This is a genomic window from Rhodopseudomonas julia (assembly GCF_030813515.1).
In the GTDB taxonomy this organism is placed as follows: Bacteria; Pseudomonadota; Alphaproteobacteria; order Rhizobiales; family Afifellaceae; genus Afifella; species Afifella julia.
In genome coordinates this window covers 1,452,933-1,470,781 of record NZ_JAUSUK010000001.1, presented here as the reverse complement: position 1 = coordinate 1,470,781, position 17,849 = coordinate 1,452,933, and the positions used below count along the sequence as shown (strand labels likewise).

Here is a 17,849-nt window from a genome sequence, read left to right as displayed (position 1 = left end):
TGCCAGGAGACCAAGGCACGATCTCTGATCGCGAAGCTTAGAGGAAGCTTTGCGGGTCGACATCGACGGCGACCCTGAGGCTGCCACGGGCTTTGGGGGCCGCGGCGAGCCAGGCTCGCAGCCAGCGGTGCAACTGGGCCGACGAGCCCGCACGGGCCAGAAGCCGGAAGCGATAGCGGCCGCGGATGAGCGCCAGCGGCGCTTCGGCTGGACCCAGGAGCTCCACCCCCTCTTCGCGCGGCGCAGCCCGTGCCATCGCCCGCGCATGTTCCTGTGCCGCCGCGCGCTCCGGCCCGCTGACGATGATGCCGGCGAGGCGTGAAAACGGCGGCAGACCGCCCCGGCGTCGGCTCTCCACCTCGGCTTCGAAGAAAGCCTCCGGCTGGCCGCCCGCCAGCGCCGTCATGACCGGATGGCCGGGCTGCCAGGTCTGCAGGAAAGCCCGGCTTGACTGGCCGGCCCGTCCGGCCCGGCCCGCGACCTGAGTCAAAAGCTGGAAGGTGCGCTCCGCCGCGCGCGGATCGCCCTGCGCCAGGCCAAGATCAGAATCGACGACGCCGACGAGCGTAAGATTCGGAAAATTGTGGCCCTTCGCGACGAGTTGCGTGCCGATGATGATGTCGGCCTCGCCTTTTTCGACGGCGGCAAGCTCCAGCCGCAGCCGCTGCACGCCACCGGCAAGGTCGCTCGACAAGACGAGGCTTCTCGCCTCCGGAAAGAGATCGAGCGCCTCCTCCTGCAGCCGTTCCACCCCGGGCCCGCAGGCAACGAGACTTTCCTCCGCGCCGCAGGCGGGACAGGTTTCCGGCCGCCTCTCTTCGTGGCCGCAATGATGGCAGGCGAGCACCCCGCGAAACCGATGTTCGACGAGCCAGGTCGAACAATTCGGGCAGGTGAAACGGTGGCCGCAATTGCGGCAGAGGGTCAGGGGTGCGTAGCCGCGGCGATTGAGGAAGAGAAGCGCCTGATGGCCCTGCGCGAGTGTCTGACGGACAGCCTCTATCAGCTTAGGCGACAGCGAACGGCCACGCTCCGGCGGGGCTTCGCGCAGATCGACCACGGCGACATCGGGCAGGCCTGCGCCGCTGTAGCGTCGATCGAGGTGGATATGCCGGTAGCGCCCGCGCTGTGCATTCACGCGGCTTTCGACCGAAGGCGTCGCCGACGACAGCACCACCGGGAAACCGGCGAGATGGCCATAGGCGACGGCCATGTCGCGCGCATGGTAGATGACGCCCTCCTCCTGCTTGTAGGCGCCGTCATGTTCTTCATCGACAACGATGAGGCCGAGTTCGCAAAACGGCAGGAAGAGCGCCGAGCGCGCGCCAACGACGGCGCGAACCGTCCCGTCGGCGACCCCGCGCCAGACGCGTTCGCGCAATTTCGGCGACATCTCCGAATGCCATTCAGCCGGCGGCGTGCCGAAACGACGGGCGAAGCGTTCAAGAGCCTGCGACGTCAGCGCGATTTCCGGCATGAGGATCAAGACCTGACGCTCCTTTTCGAACGCCTCCGCCACGGCCTCGAAAAACACCTCGGTCTTGCCGGCGCCGGTCACGCCGTCGATGAGGGCGACCGAAAATGCCTCATCACGCACCAGCACACGCAATTGCGCGCCGGCCTCGGCCTGCGCGTCGGAGAGCTCCGGTGGGGCGAAATCGGGGATCGGAGGGCGCGTGACAGGGCGCGGCGGCAAAAGCACCATCTCCAGCGCGCCCTGTTTGACGAGCCCGTCGACCACCGAGGCAGATACGCCCGCAGCTGTGGCCAGACCGCTTTTCGACCAGGCAAGACCGTCGCCTGCCAATTCGAGAACACGTTGGCGCGCGGCCGTCGATCGTTCCGGCGCCATCCCCGTCACGCGTACGGCCGGCACCGGCTTTTCCGGGGCGAGCGCCGCCGTCACACGCAGCGCCATGCGCAGCACCATACCCGGCGGCGATAAGGTGTAGTTGGCGACGAAATCGATCAGCCGCATGAGCGGACGCGGCAGTGGCAACGCGGGAAGAACCGCTTCGATCGGCTTCAGTTTCGCGGCATTGAGCGTCTGCGGTGCCTCGTCGTCCCAGACGACGCCCAGCACTTCGCGGGGGCCGAGCGGCACGACCACGATTGTTCCTGGTTCGAGCTTGCGGTCGGCAAGATAGGTGTAGCTGCGCTCCAGGGCATAGGGGAGAAGCACCTGGAGCGGAAACGTATCTGGCAAGCGAGCCTCGGCTTTCGTTGGATCCGCTCAACGAGCCTAACCGCTCGCCGAAGCGCCTTCCAAGCGCGCCGGGCGGCGATTCGCAAGCACGAAGCAAAATCTCTGTGTCCCGGACCGTAAGGCCGATGAAGAACTCCGCCGGCAATGTTTGGAACCGGGCATTGCCTCTTCAGTTGGCTAGGCAAACCAAGCGGATCCTTTCTTGCCAGAACTCTCCCTGTCTTTCGCGGTCGGGCTCTTCATCGTGGCCGCGGCCACCATCGCCTATATCGGCACGAAGCTCACCTCTGTCGCCGATATTCTGGCCGACCGCACGGGCCTCGGCGAGGCGATCGCGGGAGCGGTGCTTTTGGGCGCGACGACATCGGCGGCAGGCACGGTGACCTCCGTCACGGCAGCTGCCACCGGCAACATCGATCTCGCTTACGCCAATTCGCTCGGCGGCATCGCCGCGCAGACCGCATTCCTGGCTCTGGCCGACATCACCTATCGAAAGGCGAATCTGGAACATGCGGCCGCCGACCCGACCAATCTCTCGCAATCCGCGCTGCTCATCCTTCTTCTCAGCATCCCGATGATTGCCGGAGTGCTGCCGCCGATCACCTTCTTCGGCGTACACCCGGCGAGCATCATCCTGATCGCAATCTACATATTCGGCCTGAGGCTCAGTCGGCAGGACCGGGATCAGCCGATGTGGAAACCCTTCGACACCGCCGACACCCGTCATGACGTACCGGAAGAAGACGAGCAGGGTCGTTCTACGCTCAACCTGGTGCTCTCCTTTGCGGGCATGGTGATCGTGGTTGCCGTCGCCGGCTACGTCGTGGCGCAAACCGGGACGACGATCGCCCAGAAGACCGGCATCAGCGGCAGCGTCGTCGGCGCCCTGATGACGGCGACCGTCACCTCGCTGCCAGAACTCGTGACCACGCTCGCCGCCGTGCGGCGGGGCGCATTGCAGCTTGCGCTTGGCGGCATCATCGGCGGCAACACGTTCGACGTCTTGTTCCTCTCCGCCGCCGACGTCGCCTATCGCGACGGCTCCATCTACAACGCCATCGATCCATCGACCCAATTCTGGGCCCTGATCGGTATCGCCATGACCGCTGTGCTCCTCCTCGGCCTCATCCGCCGCGAGCGCTACGGCTTCGCCAATGTCGGTTTCGAGACAGTGGGAATCCTGGTGCTTTATGTCGGCGCCGTTTTGGCAGCCGCGATGGCGCTCTAGATATCAGCTTTCTGTAGGTTGCCCCTCGCCACGCGAGCGAGCACCCGAAAAGCCTTGCACACACCGCATGCACGTCGTGCCTTCAAAGGCACGGACGAAAGCTCTAGAGAAGGCAGACGATTATCACGCGCGACGACAACGCGCAGCGACGAGGCAGACACTATGAAATTCTTCGTGGACACCGCCGACACCGCCGAGATCCGCGAGCTTGCAGAAGCCGGGCTCCTCGACGGCGTCACCACCAACCCCTCGCTGATCATGAAGGCGGGGCGCCCGATCACCGACGTCATTGCAGAGATCTGCGATCTCGTATCGGGACCGGTTTCGGCCGAAGTGGCCGCAACCGATTACGACTCGATGCTGAAGGAGGGCCGCAAACTCGCCGAGATCGCCGACAATGTGGCGATCAAGGTGCCGCTGACATTGGACGGCCTCAAGGCCTGCCGCACCTTCGCAGACGAAGGCCGCATGGTGAACGTCACTTTGTGCTTTTCCGCCAATCAGGCCCTGCTCGCGGCCAAGGCGGGCGCGGCATTCATCTCGCCCTTCATCGGTAGGCTCGATGACATCAATCTCGACGGCATGGAGCTGATCGAAGAGATCCGCATCATCTACGACAATTATCCGAACTTCGAGACGGAGATCCTCGCGGCCTCCGTGCGCACGCCCAACCATGTGAAGCAGGCGGCGATGATCGGCGCTGATGTGGTGACGGTGCCGCCGCAGGTGCTGCGCTCTCTGATCAAGCACCCGCTCACCGACAAGGGGCTGGAAGCCTTCCTCGCGGATTGGAAGAAGGCCGGTCAGTCAATCCTCTAACTCAGATGAAAAAGGACGTAGAACCAATCTGTTACGCCCCTATGCATTTGTTTAACCATGGCGCGTGATACTCGCGCCATGGCCACCGAAGAGACCTTTCTCGTTGCGCTTGCGCCCGATCTCGCCGCACTTTTGCAGCGTTGGATGAGCTATCTCCGCGACGAGAGGCGATTGTCGCCAAAGACGCTCGAAGCCTATGAGCGCGATCTTCTGCAACTGGCGCATTTTCTGACGAAGCATCTCGGAGCACCGCCGGGAACCGCCGATATCGCGGCTCTCACGCCCGGCGATATCCGCGCTTTCCTCGCCGCCCGCCGCGCTTCCGGGGCGGGCTCGCGCAGCCTCGCCCGCCAGCTCGCCGCATGCCGCTCGCTGGCGCGTTTTTGCGCACGCCACGACGTCCCGACCACCTCGGCTTTCGAGGCCGTGCGCAGTCCGAAGCAGAAAAAAAGCCTCCCGAAGGCGCTGTCCGTCACCGATACGCTGACGCTCACGGACGCCGCCGACACATTGACGGAGGAGCCGTGGCTGGCCGCGCGCGATCGCGCCGTCCTTCTCCTGCTTTACGGCAGCGGCTTACGCATCTCCGAAGCTCTCGGCATTTCGCGCGCCGATGCGCCGGTCGGGGGGCGCGATACGCTTCGCGTCACCGGCAAGGGAGGCAAGACGCGTATCGTGCCGGTTCTGCCAAAGGTCAGCGAGGCGATCGAAGCCTATATCCGTCTCTGCCCCTATCTTCTCGCGCCAAGCGAACCCCTGTTTCGCGGCGCCAAGGGTGGTGCTCTGTCGGCCCGCATCATCCAGAAACTCGTGGAGCGGCTCCGCTCTGCCCTGGGACTGGAGCCGAGCGTCACGCCACATGCGCTGCGCCACTCCTTCGCCACCCATCTTCTCGGCGACGGTGGCGATCTCAGAACCATCCAGGAACTCTTGGGACACGCGAGCCTGTCGACGACACAGATCTATACCGATGTCGATGCGGCCCGGCTCCTCGATATCTATGCAAAAGCACATCCACGCGCTGCCAATCACCGGCATTCGTGACCGCTCTTCTCAAATCATCACATTTTCGAGATGACGAATATTGAGGCAGAATCGACCTTAGTGCGGTCGCCTTGTCGCGCTAACTTCCCTTTTCGGACATAGCGAGAGCTTTGTTCGTGGAGAGACAAGAGGGAACAAGGAGAGATTCATGCGTAAGGTTTTGACATGCGTCAGCGCGACCGCCGCCTTCCTCCTGCTGGCATCTGCCGCCAGCGCCGATTGCAGCTTTCACCGCCAGCAGGTGATGGCCTCCAAAGCGCCGGCTGAGGAAAAGGTGGCGATGGCGACCACCCCTGTGACGCTGCCGCAGGTCGTCGGCAGCGATGAGCGCAACGCCGCTCCGAAAAAAGACTGTGCTGCGGGCGACACGGCCTGCACGGGTGGAACCAAATAGGCGCCCACGCGTTTTTCACGTACTCCAGTCCAGGTTGCCAATAGCAACCGGATAACGTCTGCGCCGGCCACAGAGCCGGCGCTTTTTTTTGCCTGGCCGCTTTTCACCGCCCCTGGCCCGGCCTGTGCCGGGCTAGGGTGGAGTTGACGTCCGAGCCTGTCCTCAGATGTGAACGGGTTTGAACCAGGCCGCCATGGCCGCTTCGCGAACGGCCTCCGACATTGTCGGATGTGCATGGCAGGTGCGCGCGAGATCTTCAGCGGCGCCTGAGAATTCCATGAGGACGGCAGCTTCGTGGATCATCTCGCCAGCGCCGCGCCCGACGATATGCACGCCGAGAACCTGATCGGTCTTCTCGTCGGCCAGCACTTTGACGAAACCGTCCGTGGCATTCATGGCGCGGGCGCGCCCGTTTGCGCTGAAGGGGAATTTGCCGCTGCGATAGGCGATACCGGCCTCTTTCAGCTCCTCTTCGGAGCGTCCGACGACGGCAATTTCCGGTTCCGTATAGACGACGCTCGGAATCACATCGTAATTCACATGGCCTCGCTGGCCGGCGAGAATTTCGGCGACTGCCGTGCCTTCATCCTCCGCCTTGTGGGCGAGCATCGGCCCCGCGATCGCGTCGCCGATCGCATAGATGCCGTCGACATTCGTCTTATAATCCTTGCCTGTGGCAACCCGGCCGCGCTCGTCGAGCGTGACCCCCGCCTCTTCGAGCCCGAGCCCCGCCGTATAGGGACGGCGGCCGATCGCCACGAGCACGATATCGGCGTCGAGCTTCTCCGCATCCCCGCCTTTGACCGGCTCGACGGAGACACGCAGGCCCTTCTTTTCGGTTTCGACGGCCGTCACCTTGGTGCCGAGATGGAAATCGATGCCCTGCTTCTTGAAGAGGCGCTGAGCCTGTTTCGCCACCTCTCCGTCCATACCCGGCAGGATGCGATCGAGGAATTCCACGACTGTGACCTTGGCGCCGAGCCGCCGCCACACCGAGCCGAGTTCGAGCCCGATGATGCCGGCACCGACGACGACGAGCTTCTCCGGCACCTTGCCGAGCTTCAAAGCGCCGGTCGAAGACACGATTTTTTTCTCGTCCACTTCGACGCCCGGCAAGGGCGCCGATTCCGACCCGGTCGCGATGACGATAGACTTGGCGGAAAGGCGCATCGCCTCACCCTTCTCGGGCGTCACTTCGACCTCGCCCGCCTGAACGATGCGCCCGACGCCCTCGAACGTGTCGATTTTGTTCTTCTTGAAGAGGTAGGCGACGCCGTCGACGTTCGACTTCACCGTCTTGTCCTTGTGCGCCAGCATCGCTTCGAGATCGAGCTCGGGCTTCACCTTGATGCCGAAATCGGCGAAGCCATGTGCCGCCTGCTCGAACATCTCCGACGTGTGCAAAAGCGCCTTGGACGGAATGCAGCCGACATTGAGACAGGTGCCACCGAACGTTGGGCGCTTTTCCACGACTGCCGTCTTGAGCCCGAGCTGTGCGGCGCGGATGGCGCAGACATAGCCGCCCGGTCCGCTGCCGATGACGATGAGATCGTAGGTGTCAGGCATGTCGGCTGATTACTCCAGAATTCTCGAAGGATAGGTCACTAAGGTAGGTGGCGGCCCGGCCGCATCAACGACTGGCGAAAGCCAGACGCAGGCCGAAACCGGCGAAAGCAACGGCCACCGTCCGCTGCAGCCAGCGCATAAGCCGCGCGTTTTGCAAGACCTTTGCGCGCATGGCAGCCGCAAACACGCCATAGAGTGCAAAGACGACAAAGGTCATCGCCATGAACAGGAGAGACAAGACGAGGAGTTCACCCGTTGGCGAGTCTGCTCCCGGCGTGATGAACTGCGGCAGGAAGGCAACGAAGAAGATCGACAGCTTCGGATTGAGAACATTGATGAGGATGCCGTTGCGTACAATCGATAGCGCACGTTTCGGCGTTTCTTGTCGGCCTGAGAGCGCCAGCGGTCCCGCGGATTTGAGCGTCTGCCAGGCGAGATAGAGAAGATAGGCGACGCCGAGATACTTTATGAAGGCGAAAAGCGTGGCACTCGCATGCAGGATCGCAGCCAGGCCGAGGATCGAGGCCGTGAGATGCGGCACGATACCGAGCGTGCACCCAAGGGCGGCAACGATCGCCCGCTGCTGCCCGCCGGACAAACCGGCCGCCAGCGTATAGACGACGCCGGTACCCGGAATAAGAATGATCAAAAGCGAGGTGAGGAAGAATTCGACGCTCATGGGGCCTCCTTTCGTTGCGGCCCTGACCGCTACAGCATCGGCCCTAGAAGAAGAGCGTCCATAGCATCAACAAAATGCCGCCGACGGAAATCATCCATACGATGCTGCGGATATAAGGAATACCGAAAAGATAGAGCGGCAGATAGACGATACGTGCCCAGAACCAGACATGCGCACCCAACGCGCCAAGGCCGCCGGTCTTGTCGGTCACCGCGAGCGCCAGCGCCATAGCCACGAAGGCGGGATAGGTTTCCACGAAATTTTTCAGGGCCCGCGACGAGCGCCCGGCCATGACGCCCCAGGCCTTGTTGCCCTCGTCGCGCGGGCTCGCATTGTAATCGAGCCCCGTCTCGCGCGTCGCCGCACCGGACTGGACGATGATATGGAGGATCAGGAGGATGACGCTCCAACCAAGAAGCGTCATCTCAGTGGGTAGACCGGCCGCTGCCGCTTCCATTCAAGCCCCCTTGGCGATGCCTTAAAGATCGAGCACGAGACGCTGCGGATCTTCGATCGCTTCCTTGATCCTGACGAGGAAGGTCACCGCTTCCTGGCCGTCGACGACGCGGTGATCGTAGGAGAGCGCCAGGTACATCATCGGCCGGACGACGACCTGACCGTTCCGGACGACGGGCCGCTCCTCAATACGGTGCATGCCGAGAATGCCCGATTGCGGCGCGTTGAGGATCGGCGTCGACATCAAGGAGCCGTAGACCCCGCCATTGGAGATGGTGAAGGTGCCGCCCTGCATGTCCTGAAGGGTGAGCGAGCCGTCGCGCGCCTTTTTGCCGAGAGAGCCGATCTCTTTCTCGATCTCGGCAACCGACATGTCCTGCGCGTCACGCACGACCGGCACGACGAGGCCCTTGTCGGTCCCGACGGCGACGCCGATGTGATAATAGTTCTTGTAGACGAGGTCGGTGCCATCGATCTCCGCATTGACGGCCGGGATCTCCTTGAGTGCGGCCACCGCCGCCTTCACGAAGAAGCCCATGAAGCCAAGACGGACGCCGTGCTTCTTTTCAAAGAGGTCGCGGTAAGTCTTCCTGAGATCCATGACGGCGCCCATATCCACGTCGTTGAACGTGGTGAGCATCGCCGCGGTGTTCTGCGCCTCTTTCAGCCGCCGAGCGATGGTCTGGCGAAGGCGGGTCATCTTCACCCTTTCTTCGCGGCTCTCGTCGGCTTCCGGCGAAGGAGCGCGAGGCGCCGAGGGCTTCGCCTGCGGTTGCTCGGATCCCTGTTCGAGAGCTCTCAGCACATCGCCTTTGAGGACCTGGCCTTTTTTGCCGGACCCATCCATATCGGCGGCGGCAAGCCCCTTCTCTTCCATCATCTTCGCGGCGGAAGGAGCGGGTTTGCGCTCACCGGCGTTCGGTGCTGCTTCCGCCTTCTCTGCCTTGGGCGCCGGAGCCTCCGCCTTTTTGGCGCCCTTGGCGCCGACGCGGATGCGACCGAGGACCTGACCGACGGTCACCGTCTCACCCTGCTGTTTGATGATTTCAGCCAAGACACCCGCCGCTTGGGCCGGGATCTCCTGGGCCGCCTTGTCCGTCTCAAGCTCGACGACGGCCTCATCGAGAGCGACCTCCTCGCCCTCCTGCTTCAGCCATTCGCCGACATCGGCCTCCGTCACGGATTCACCGGCGGAGGGAACGACGATGTCGATCAGCTCGCCTTCCCCGCCCTCATCCTCTGAGGCTCGCTCGGCGCTCGGCGCGGCGGCGGATTTCTCCGCCTTGCCACTGCCGTTCGAGGCTGCGGCAGCCGGCTTCTCTGCCGGCTTCGCCTTGCCGTCGCCCGCGGCGATGGAGCCGAGAAGGGTTCCGACCTCGACGGTCTCGCCTGCCTTGACGACGATCGATTCCAGCGTGCCTTCGGAAGGCGCCGGCACTTCCACCGTGACCTTGTCGGTTTCAAGTTCGACGAGCGGCTCGTCGCGAGACACCGCCTCGCCTTCCTTTTTGAACCATTGGCCGACGGTGGCTTCCGTGACCGATTCGCCAAGCGTCGGAACCTTGATGTCCGTTGTCATTGATCGTCCCGTTTCGTCGCGCCGTTACGGCGCCTGTCATAAGCTACAATGGAGCGCCCAGCCTATTCGCCGAGCGCCTCGTCGAGAAATTTCGCCCGCTGCTGCAGATGTCGCGACATGACGCCGGTGGCGGTCGCCGCCGAAGCCGGTCGGCCGGCATAGCGCGGCTTCTCCTGGGGCAACTCCAGCGTATTCAGGATATTGACCAGACGCGGCTTCACGAAAGCCCATCCGCCCATATTTTTCGGCTCTTCCTGACACCAGACGAGCTCTGCCTTCGGGAAGCGTGCCATCTGCTTGGTGAGCGCCGTCATCGGGAACGGATAAAACTGTTCCAGCCGCAAGAGATAGACATCGTCGATGCCGCGTTCTTCGCGCTCCTCGAAGAGGTCGTAATAGACTTTGCCGGAGGAGACGACGACACGGCGGATGTCCGCGTCCGGCTTCAAGCGGATGCCCTCGCCCTCGTTGCGATCGGCATCGTCGAAGAGAATCCGATGGAAGGACGTGTCCTTGACGAATTCATCGAGCTTGGAGACAGCCCGCTTGTGGCGCAGCAGGCTCTTCGGCGTCATCAAAATGAGCGGCTTGCGGAAGTTCCGGTGCAGCTGACGGCGCAGAATGTGGAAGTAGTTGGCAGGCGTCGTGCAATTGGCGACCTGCATATTGTCTTCCGCGCACATCTGCAGGAAGCGCTCCAGCCGGGCCGAAGAATGCTCAGGCCCCTGCCCCTCGTAGCCATGCGGCAAAAGACAGACGAGGCCTGACATTCTCAGCCATTTGCGCTCGGCCGACGAGATGAACTGGTCGAAGATCACCTGCGCGCCGTTGGCGAAATCGCCAAACTGCGCTTCCCACAGGGTCAAGCCGCGCGGCTCGGAAACCGAATAGCCGTATTCAAACCCGAGCACAGCTTCTTCCGACAGCATCGAATTGACGACCTCGAAGGTCTCCTGCTTGCGGCCGAGATTGTTGAGCGAAACGTAGCGCTCTTCCGTCTCCTGGTCGTAGAGCACCGTGTGGCGCTGCGAGAAGGTGCCGCGCTCCACGTCCTGGCCGGAGAGCCGCACCTTGTGGCCCTCGGCAAGCAGGCTGCCAAAGGCGAGCGCCTCGCCCATCGCCCAGTCGATGCCCTCGCCCGTTTCCAGCATCTTGCGCCGATTGTCGAGGAAGCGCCGGATGGTCTTGTGGATCTTGAAATCCTTCGGCGCTTCGGTCAGCGCCATGCCGATCTGGTTGAGGCGTTCGAGCTCGACGCCCGTGCGCCCGACCCGGCGCTCATCGGAGGCTTTCGGCGTCGTCAGGCCCATCCACATGCCGTCGAGCCAGTCGGCCTTGTTCGGCTTGTAGTTCTGGCCGATCTCGAATTCCTCGTCGAGTTGCGCGCGCCACTGGGCTTTGCGCTCTTCGATCTGTTCTTCGCTCGTCAGCCCCTCTTCGATGAGCTTTTTCCCGTAGACCGCAAGCGTCGTCGGATGCTTGCGGATCTCGCGATACATCAGCGGCTGCGTGAAGCTCGGCTCATCGGATTCGTTGTGCCCGAAGCGCCGGTAGCAGAACATGTCGATGACGACCGGCTTCTTGAAGCGCTGCCGGAATTCCGTCGCCACCTTCGCGGCGAACACCACCGCCTCCGGATCGTCTCCGTTCACGTGGAAAATCGGCGCTTCGATCATCTTTGCGACATCGGACGGATAAGGCGAAGAGCGCGACAGACGCGGATTGGTGGTGAAGCCGATCTGGTTGTTGATGATGAAATGGATCGAACCGCCGGTGCGATGGCCGCGGAGGCCCGAAAGCCCGAAACACTCGGCAACGACGCCCTGGCCGGCAAAGGCCGCATCGCCGTGAATGAGGAGCGGAAGAACGCTCGAGCGCTCGCGGATTCCTTCCTCGTTCGGCTCCTCCCAGCGATCCTGCTTGGCGCGTGATTTTCCGAGCACCACCGGATCGACGATCTCAAGATGCGAGGGGTTGGCGGTGAGGCCGAGATGCACCTTGTTGCCGTCGAATTCACGGTCGGAGGAAGCCCCGAGATGGTACTTCACATCGCCCGAACCTTCGACGTCGTCGGGCTGCGCGGAGCCGCCCTTGAATTCGTGGAAGATGGCGTGCAACGGCTTGCCCATGACGAGGCCGAGCACGTTGAGGCGGCCGCGATGCGCCATGCCGAAGGCGATTTCCCGCAGCCCGAGATGGCCGCCACGCTTAATGATCTGCTCGAGCGCCGGGATCAGCGCCTCCGAACCGTCGAGACCGAAGCGCTTCGTGCCGGTATATTTGATGTCGAGAAACTTCTCGAAGCCTTCCGCCTCGATCAGCTTGTTGAGGATGGCGCGCTTGCCCTCGTCGGTAAACGTGATCTCCTTGTCCGGCCCCTCGATGCGCTCCTGGATCCATCCCTTCTCGTCCGGGGCGGAGATATGCATGAATTCGACGCCGAGCGTCGAACAATAGGTGCGCCGAAGGATCGCCAGCATCTGCGGGATGGTGGCGAATTCGAGCCCGAGAACCCAATCGAGGAAGATCGGCCGCTCGTAATCGGCTTCCGTGAAGCCATAGGAAGAGGGATGCAGCTCCTCGTGGTCGCGCATGGCGGCGATGCCGAGCGGATCGAGATTGGCGTGAAAATGGCCGCGCATACGATAGGCGCGGATCATCATCAGGGCGCGGACGGAATCACGTGTCGCCTGCAGGACTTCCGGCTCTGAGAGATCGACGCCAGCCTTCTGGGCCTTGGCGCGGACCTTCGTATCGATATGCCGCTCGACGCCTTGCCAATTGCCGTCGAGAGCGGAGACGAGTTCGCCGTTTGCGACGATCGGCCAGTCGGGTCGCTCCCAGGGCGCGCCCCGCGCCTCACGGATGACGTCGTTCTTCTCGTCCTTCAGCTCTTGAAAAAAATCCCGCCATCCGTCGCCGACGGAGGCAGGATCGTTCTGGTAGCGCGCGTAAAGCTGCTCCAGGTATTCGGCGTTGCCGCCGTAAAGAAACGAAGATTGTCGGAGGGCTTCGTTCGAGATTTGCCGTGCCATAGCCTTCCGCAGGAACTTATCCTACGCCTTTCTCGGTTTGCGCCGACGCCCGCCCCTGCGACGACCTGGCGCAATCTATACGCCTTTTGCAAACGCGGAGTTAGTGTAATCGGCTGCTTTCGCCAACTGCGAAACGATCCAAAAAGCGGAAAATTCCGCTCCACTTCTCCGTTTGAGCAGGCTGGGGCGCCGCCCGCGCACGGCTCGCGGCGCGGCGCAAAGGCATCAGCCCTTGAGAACCTCCACCAGCGTGTCGCCAAGCTTGGCGGGCGAGGGAGAAACGACGATACCGGCCGCTTCCATCGCAGAGATCTTGTCTTCGGCACCACCCTTGCCGCCGGAGATGACGGCACCGGCATGGCCCATGGTGCGTCCCGGAGGTGCCGTGCGTCCGGCGATGAAGCCGACGGTCGGCTTCCACCGCCCCTTCTTCTTCTCGTCGGCGAGAAACTGCGCAGCGTCCTCTTCAGCCGAACCGCCGATTTCACCGATCATGATGATCGATTCCGTCGCATCGTCGGCGAGGAACATTTCCAGGATGTCGATGAATTCCGTGCCCTTGACCGGATCGCCGCCGATGCCGACGGCCGTCGTCTGGCCGAGGCCGGCATTCGTCGTCTGGAAGACCGCTTCGTAGGTGAGCGTGCCAGAGCGCGACACGACACCGACCGAGCCCTTCTTGAAGATCGAGCCTGGCATGATGCCGATCTTGCACTCTTCCGGCGTCAACACGCCCGGGCAATTCGGGCCGAGAAGCCGGGACTTCGATTTGTCGAGCTTCGCCTTGACCCTGACCATGTCCATCACCGGAATGCCTTCGGTGATGCAGACGATGAAGGGGACTTCCGCGTCGATCGCCTCTTCGATGGCAGCGCCGGCACCCACCGGCGGCACATAGATGACAGAGGCCGTGGCGCCCGTCTTTTCCTTGGCTTCAGCGACGGAAGCGAAAATCGGCAGTTCGGCGGCGCCCTCGACGCCGTTCTCCCAGGTCTGGCCACCTTTTTTCGGATGCACCCCGGCAACCATCTTGGTGCCGTAATAGGCGAGCGCCTGCTCGGTATGGAACGTGCCGGTCTTGCCCGTCAGCCCCTGGACGATGACCTTGGTATTCTTGTCGACGAGAATGGACATCAGTTCTTGTCCTTCAGAATCTGTTTGATCTCCCGAAGCTCGGCGATCACCTCACGGTTGACGGCAACGATCTCGTCGTTGATCGCCTTCACCTCTGCCACATGGTTCGAATAGCTGCGCATCTGTTTTTTCGACACGATCACCATCAAGGCGCCGAAGACGAGAAAGATGCAGACCAGAGGAAGCCAGACGGCGATGAATTCGGCCATTGATCAGCCTTTGACGGCTTTGACGATCTTCTTGGCCGCATCGTCGAGATCATCGGCGGCGATGACGTTGAGGCCGCTTTCCTCGATGATCTTCTTGCCGAGCGCCACGTTGGTGCCCTCGAGGCGCACCACGAGCGGAACCTTGAGGCCCACTTCCTTGACCGCAGCGATGACGCCTTCCGCGATCACGTCGCAGCGCATGATGCCGCCGAAGATATTGATCAGGATGCCCTTCACATTCGGATCGGCGGTGATGATCTTGAAGGCGGCCGTCACCTTCTCCTTGGAGGCGCCGCCGCCGACATCGAGGAAGTTCGCCGGCTCAGCGCCGTAGAGCTTGATGATGTCCATCGTGGCCATGGCGAGGCCCGCGCCGTTCACCATGCAACCGATATCGCCAGTGAGTGCCACATAGGCGAGATCGTGCTCGGAAGCCTCGATCTCTTTGGCATCCTCTTCGGTCTTGTCGCGCAGCTCGACGATCTCCGGATGCCGGAAGAGCGCGTTGCCGTCGAAGGACACCTTGGCGTCGAGCACCCTGAGATGCCCATCCTTCATGACGATCAGCGGATTGATTTCCAGAAGGCTCATATCCTCGTCGGCGAACGCCTTGTAGAGAATTCGGGCAAGCTGCCCGAATTCGTCTTTTGCGGGAGCCTCAAGCTCGAGCGCCGCGGCGAGCTTCGCCGCATCGGCATCGCTGACGCCGGCGAGCGGATCGATCGGCAGGGTCAGGATCTTGTCCGGCGTCTCTTCGGCGACGGTTTCGATATCCATGCCGCCTTCGGTCGACGCCACGAAGGCGACACGACCGCTGCTGCGATCGACGAGCAGAGAAAGATAGAGCTCGCGCGCAATGTCGGCGCCGTCTTCGATGTAGAGCCGGTTGACCACCTTGCCGGCCGGCCCCGTCTGCTTGGTGACGAGGGTGTGGCCAAGCATTTCCTTGGCGTTGGCGACAACGTCCTCAATGCTCTTGGCGAGCCGCACGCCGCCCTTGGCATCCTCGCCGAGTTCCTTGAAGCGGCCCTTGCCTCGGCCGCCGGCATGGATCTGGCTTTTGACGACATAAAGCGGACCCGGCAGCTTTTTGGCCGCCGCCTCGGCCTCATCGGCAGACGTGATCATGACGCCGGCAGCGACCGGCGCCCCGTATTCCTTGAGGACAGCCTTTGCCTGGTATTCGTGGATGTTCATCCGGCCCCCCTGCCGTTTAGCTGTTGAGCGCCGGCTGGATCTTGCGGCAGGCCTCGATGAGCCCCTGCACGGTGGCAACCGACTTCTCGAAATCCGTACGCTCGCTGCGGTCGAGCGAAATATCAACGATACGCTCCACACCGCCCGCACCGATCACCGTCGGCACACCGACATACATCTGGTCGAGACCATATTCGCCCGTCAGCTGCGCCGCGCAAGGCAGCACGCGCTTCTTGTCCTTCAGATAGCTCTCGGCCATGGCGATGGCGGAGGCCGCCGGCGCATAGAAGGCCGAGCCGGTCTTCAGCAAGGAGACGATCTCCGCGCCGCCGTCGCGAGTGCGCTGCACGATCTTGTCGAGACGCTCCTGCGTGGTCCAGCCCATCTTGACGAGATCCGGCAGCGGGATGCCGGCGACCGTCGAATAGCGCACGAGCGGCACCATGGAATCGCCGTGGCCGCCGAGCACGAAGGCCGTCACGTCTTCGACGGAGACGTTGAACTCTTCCGCCAGGAAGTAGCGGAAACGTGCGGAATCGAGCACGCCCGCCATGCCGACGATCTTGTTGCCGGGCAGGCCGGAGAATTTCTGCAGCGCCCACACCATGGCGTCGAGCGGATTGGTGATGCAGATCACGAAGGCATCGGGCGCGTATTTCTTGAGCCCCGCGCCGACCTGCTCCATCACCTTCAGGTTGATCTCGAGAAGATCGTCACGGCTCATGCCCGGTTTACGCGGCACGCCGGCCGTCACGATGACGACGTCGGCGCCTTCGATTGCCTCGTAAGACTGGGTGCCGACGAGGCGCGCGTCAAAACCGTCGACGGGAGAGGATTCGGCAATATCGAGCGCCTTGCCGTCCGGAATACCTTCCTGGATGTCGAAGAGGACGATGTCGCCGAGCTCCTTCAGTCCGGCGAGATGGGCGAGCGTGCCGCCGATCTGTCCAGCACCGATGAGCGCAATCTTGCTGCGAGCCATGAAGAACCTTCCCTAGACGTAGATAACGAGAGCGAAGAACTCTCAAAAGAGAGTGCGCGGAGTAGCGCGAATGTCGCACCGTGGCAAGCGCTGGCCAGCTCTGCAGCGGGCGCGGAATGGCGCGCCGAACTGGGCTCGCGAGAGCCCGGCCTCACTCATCAGCGCTCGGATACCTCGCCCGGCCAGGCGTCCGAACGCATCTCCGTCAGGCGCGACGCCGTGCGCTGAAATTCGAAGGCTTCCGCCCCGCTCGTGCCCTGCCACAAGGCATCCGGCTCCGCCTCTGCCGACGCGATGAAGCGGATCTTTTGATCGTAGAGCGTGTCGATGAGATTGATGAAGCGCTTCGCCTCGTTGCGCGTCTGCGGGCTCATGACCGGGATCCCGGACACGATGATCGTGTGGAAGGTCTTGGCAAGCTTCAGATAATCGGCGCTGCCGAGAGGCTTCTCGCAAAGCTCGTGAAAGCCGAAGCGGGCAACGCCGCCTGCCGCTTCCGGCACATCGAGATGACGGCCGCGCAGGCTCAGTTGCTGCGCAGTCCCTCGGGCTTCACCCGAGAGGCGCTCGAAATGCGCGTCGAGGATCTCGTCGGCCGCCTCCCCGAGCGGCGTCACATAGAGCGGCTCCTCGCCGTGTTTATCGAGACGGTAATCGTGCGGCGCATCGAGATGGAATACGGCGTTAGACTTATTGATAAGGTCGATGAACGGTAGGAAGAGCGCCCGGTTGAGGCCGTTCTCGTAAAGCCGGTCGGGCGGCACGTTTGAGGTGGCGACGAGCGTCACGCCCTCGGCGAAGAGCTTCTCGAAAAGCCGGCCCAGGATCATCGCATCGGCGATGTCGTTGACGGCGAATTCATCGAAGCAGAGAAGCCTGGTCTCGGTCGCGATGTCGCGTGCCACCGGCTTGATCGGATCGTCACCTTCCACCTCGCCGGCCTTGAGGCGCTGGCGGAAGTGGGCGATGCGCTCGTGCACGTCTTCCATGAAATCGTGGAAATGCGCCCGGCGCTTGCGCGTGTTGGGAGCGGCCTCGAAGAAGATGTCCATGAGCATCGTCTTGCCGCGCCCGACCGAACCCCAGATGTAGAGGCCGGGAACAGGTTCGGGCCGGCGCCCCCCGGAAAACAGCCATCCGAGCGGGCTCTTTTTCGATTTTGTGCGCTCTTCCGCAAGCGCGGCAAGCAGCGCGTCGAGCCGCGAAGCGAGCTCTTTCTGGACGGGGTCGGGGGTGATGCCGCCTTCCGCCGCCAGGCGATCATAGGTTCGAGAGACCGGATTTTTCATCGCCCGCGATGTGCTATGGCCGGCGCCCGGGT

At 62.9% G+C, this 17,849-nt stretch carries 15 protein-coding genes; 4 read left to right on the top strand and 11 right to left on the bottom strand.

From position 1 onward, the window contains the following. Positions 1–37: 37 nt before the first annotated feature. Positions 38–2,206 carry a primosomal protein N' gene (locus J2R99_RS06765; RefSeq protein ID WP_307153680.1) on the bottom strand — a complete coding sequence of 723 codons (2,169 nt, stop codon included), beginning with the start codon at positions 2,204–2,206 and terminating at the stop codon, positions 38–40. A gap of 202 nt (positions 2,207–2,408) precedes the next feature. On the opposite strand from J2R99_RS06765, the gene J2R99_RS06760 reads away from it, so the two are divergent. The 4 genes from J2R99_RS06760 (at position 2,409) to J2R99_RS06745 (ending at position 5,691) form a co-directional block, all read left to right on the top strand. Beyond that, positions 2,409–3,434 (top strand): sodium:calcium antiporter, encoded by a 1,026-nt coding sequence (locus J2R99_RS06760; RefSeq protein WP_307153679.1) that lies wholly within the window; start codon positions 2,409–2,411, stop codon positions 3,432–3,434. A 162-nt stretch (positions 3,435–3,596) separates the two neighbouring features. After that, positions 3,597–4,253: a fructose-6-phosphate aldolase gene (gene fsa, locus J2R99_RS06755; RefSeq protein WP_307153678.1), complete on the top strand. Its 657-nt coding sequence runs from the start codon at positions 3,597–3,599 to the stop codon at positions 4,251–4,253. Positions 4,254–4,331: 78 nt separating this feature from the next. Further along, positions 4,332–5,297 (top strand): tyrosine recombinase XerC, encoded by a 966-nt coding sequence (locus J2R99_RS06750; RefSeq protein WP_307153677.1) that lies wholly within the window; start codon positions 4,332–4,334, stop codon positions 5,295–5,297. A 148-nt stretch (positions 5,298–5,445) separates the two neighbouring features. After that, positions 5,446–5,691 carry a hypothetical protein gene (locus J2R99_RS06745; RefSeq protein ID WP_307153676.1) on the top strand — a complete coding sequence of 82 codons (246 nt, stop codon included), beginning with the start codon at positions 5,446–5,448 and terminating at the stop codon, positions 5,689–5,691. A gap of 162 nt (positions 5,692–5,853) precedes the next feature. Here J2R99_RS06745 and lpdA read toward each other — a convergent pair whose 3' ends face one another. The 10 genes from lpdA to zapE form a co-directional block, all read right to left on the bottom strand. Further along, positions 5,854–7,257, bottom strand: coding sequence for a dihydrolipoyl dehydrogenase (lpdA, locus tag J2R99_RS06740; protein ID WP_307153675.1), 1,404 nt, complete (start codon positions 7,255–7,257; stop codon positions 5,854–5,856). A 64-nt stretch (positions 7,258–7,321) separates the two neighbouring features. Next, positions 7,322–7,936, bottom strand: coding sequence for a LysE family translocator (locus J2R99_RS06735; RefSeq protein ID WP_307153674.1), 615 nt, complete (start codon positions 7,934–7,936; stop codon positions 7,322–7,324). A gap of 43 nt (positions 7,937–7,979) precedes the next feature. Next, positions 7,980–8,393, bottom strand: coding sequence for an MAPEG family protein (locus J2R99_RS06730; RefSeq protein ID WP_307153673.1), 414 nt, complete (start codon positions 8,391–8,393; stop codon positions 7,980–7,982). A gap of 21 nt (positions 8,394–8,414) precedes the next feature. Then, positions 8,415–9,971, bottom strand: a complete 1,557-nt coding sequence (gene odhB / locus J2R99_RS06725) for a 2-oxoglutarate dehydrogenase complex dihydrolipoyllysine-residue succinyltransferase (protein ID WP_307153672.1) — start codon at positions 9,969–9,971, stop codon at positions 8,415–8,417. A gap of 62 nt (positions 9,972–10,033) precedes the next feature. Then, the gene (locus J2R99_RS06720; RefSeq protein WP_307153671.1) at positions 10,034–13,006 is read right to left on the bottom strand and encodes a 2-oxoglutarate dehydrogenase E1 component; all 2,973 of its coding nucleotides are present in this window, start codon (positions 13,004–13,006) and stop codon (positions 10,034–10,036) included. A gap of 225 nt (positions 13,007–13,231) precedes the next feature. Further along, complete coding sequence (gene sucD, locus J2R99_RS06715; protein WP_307153670.1) at positions 13,232–14,140, bottom strand: succinate--CoA ligase subunit alpha; 909 nt, start codon at positions 14,138–14,140, stop codon at positions 13,232–13,234. Then, complete coding sequence (locus J2R99_RS06710; RefSeq protein WP_307153669.1) at positions 14,140–14,349, bottom strand: hypothetical protein; 210 nt, start codon at positions 14,347–14,349, stop codon at positions 14,140–14,142. The genes sucD and J2R99_RS06710 overlap by 1 nt, the downstream gene beginning before the upstream one ends. A 3-nt stretch (positions 14,350–14,352) precedes the next feature. After that, complete coding sequence (gene sucC, locus J2R99_RS06705) at positions 14,353–15,546, bottom strand: ADP-forming succinate--CoA ligase subunit beta (RefSeq protein WP_307153668.1); 1,194 nt, start codon at positions 15,544–15,546, stop codon at positions 14,353–14,355. A 16-nt stretch (positions 15,547–15,562) separates the two neighbouring features. Next, positions 15,563–16,528 (bottom strand): malate dehydrogenase, encoded by a 966-nt coding sequence (mdh, locus tag J2R99_RS06700; protein WP_307153667.1) that lies wholly within the window; start codon positions 16,526–16,528, stop codon positions 15,563–15,565. A gap of 158 nt (positions 16,529–16,686) precedes the next feature. After that, positions 16,687–17,817 carry a cell division protein ZapE gene (gene zapE, locus J2R99_RS06695; protein WP_307153666.1) on the bottom strand — a complete coding sequence of 377 codons (1,131 nt, stop codon included), beginning with the start codon at positions 17,815–17,817 and terminating at the stop codon, positions 16,687–16,689. Positions 17,818–17,849: the final 32 nt, after the last annotated feature.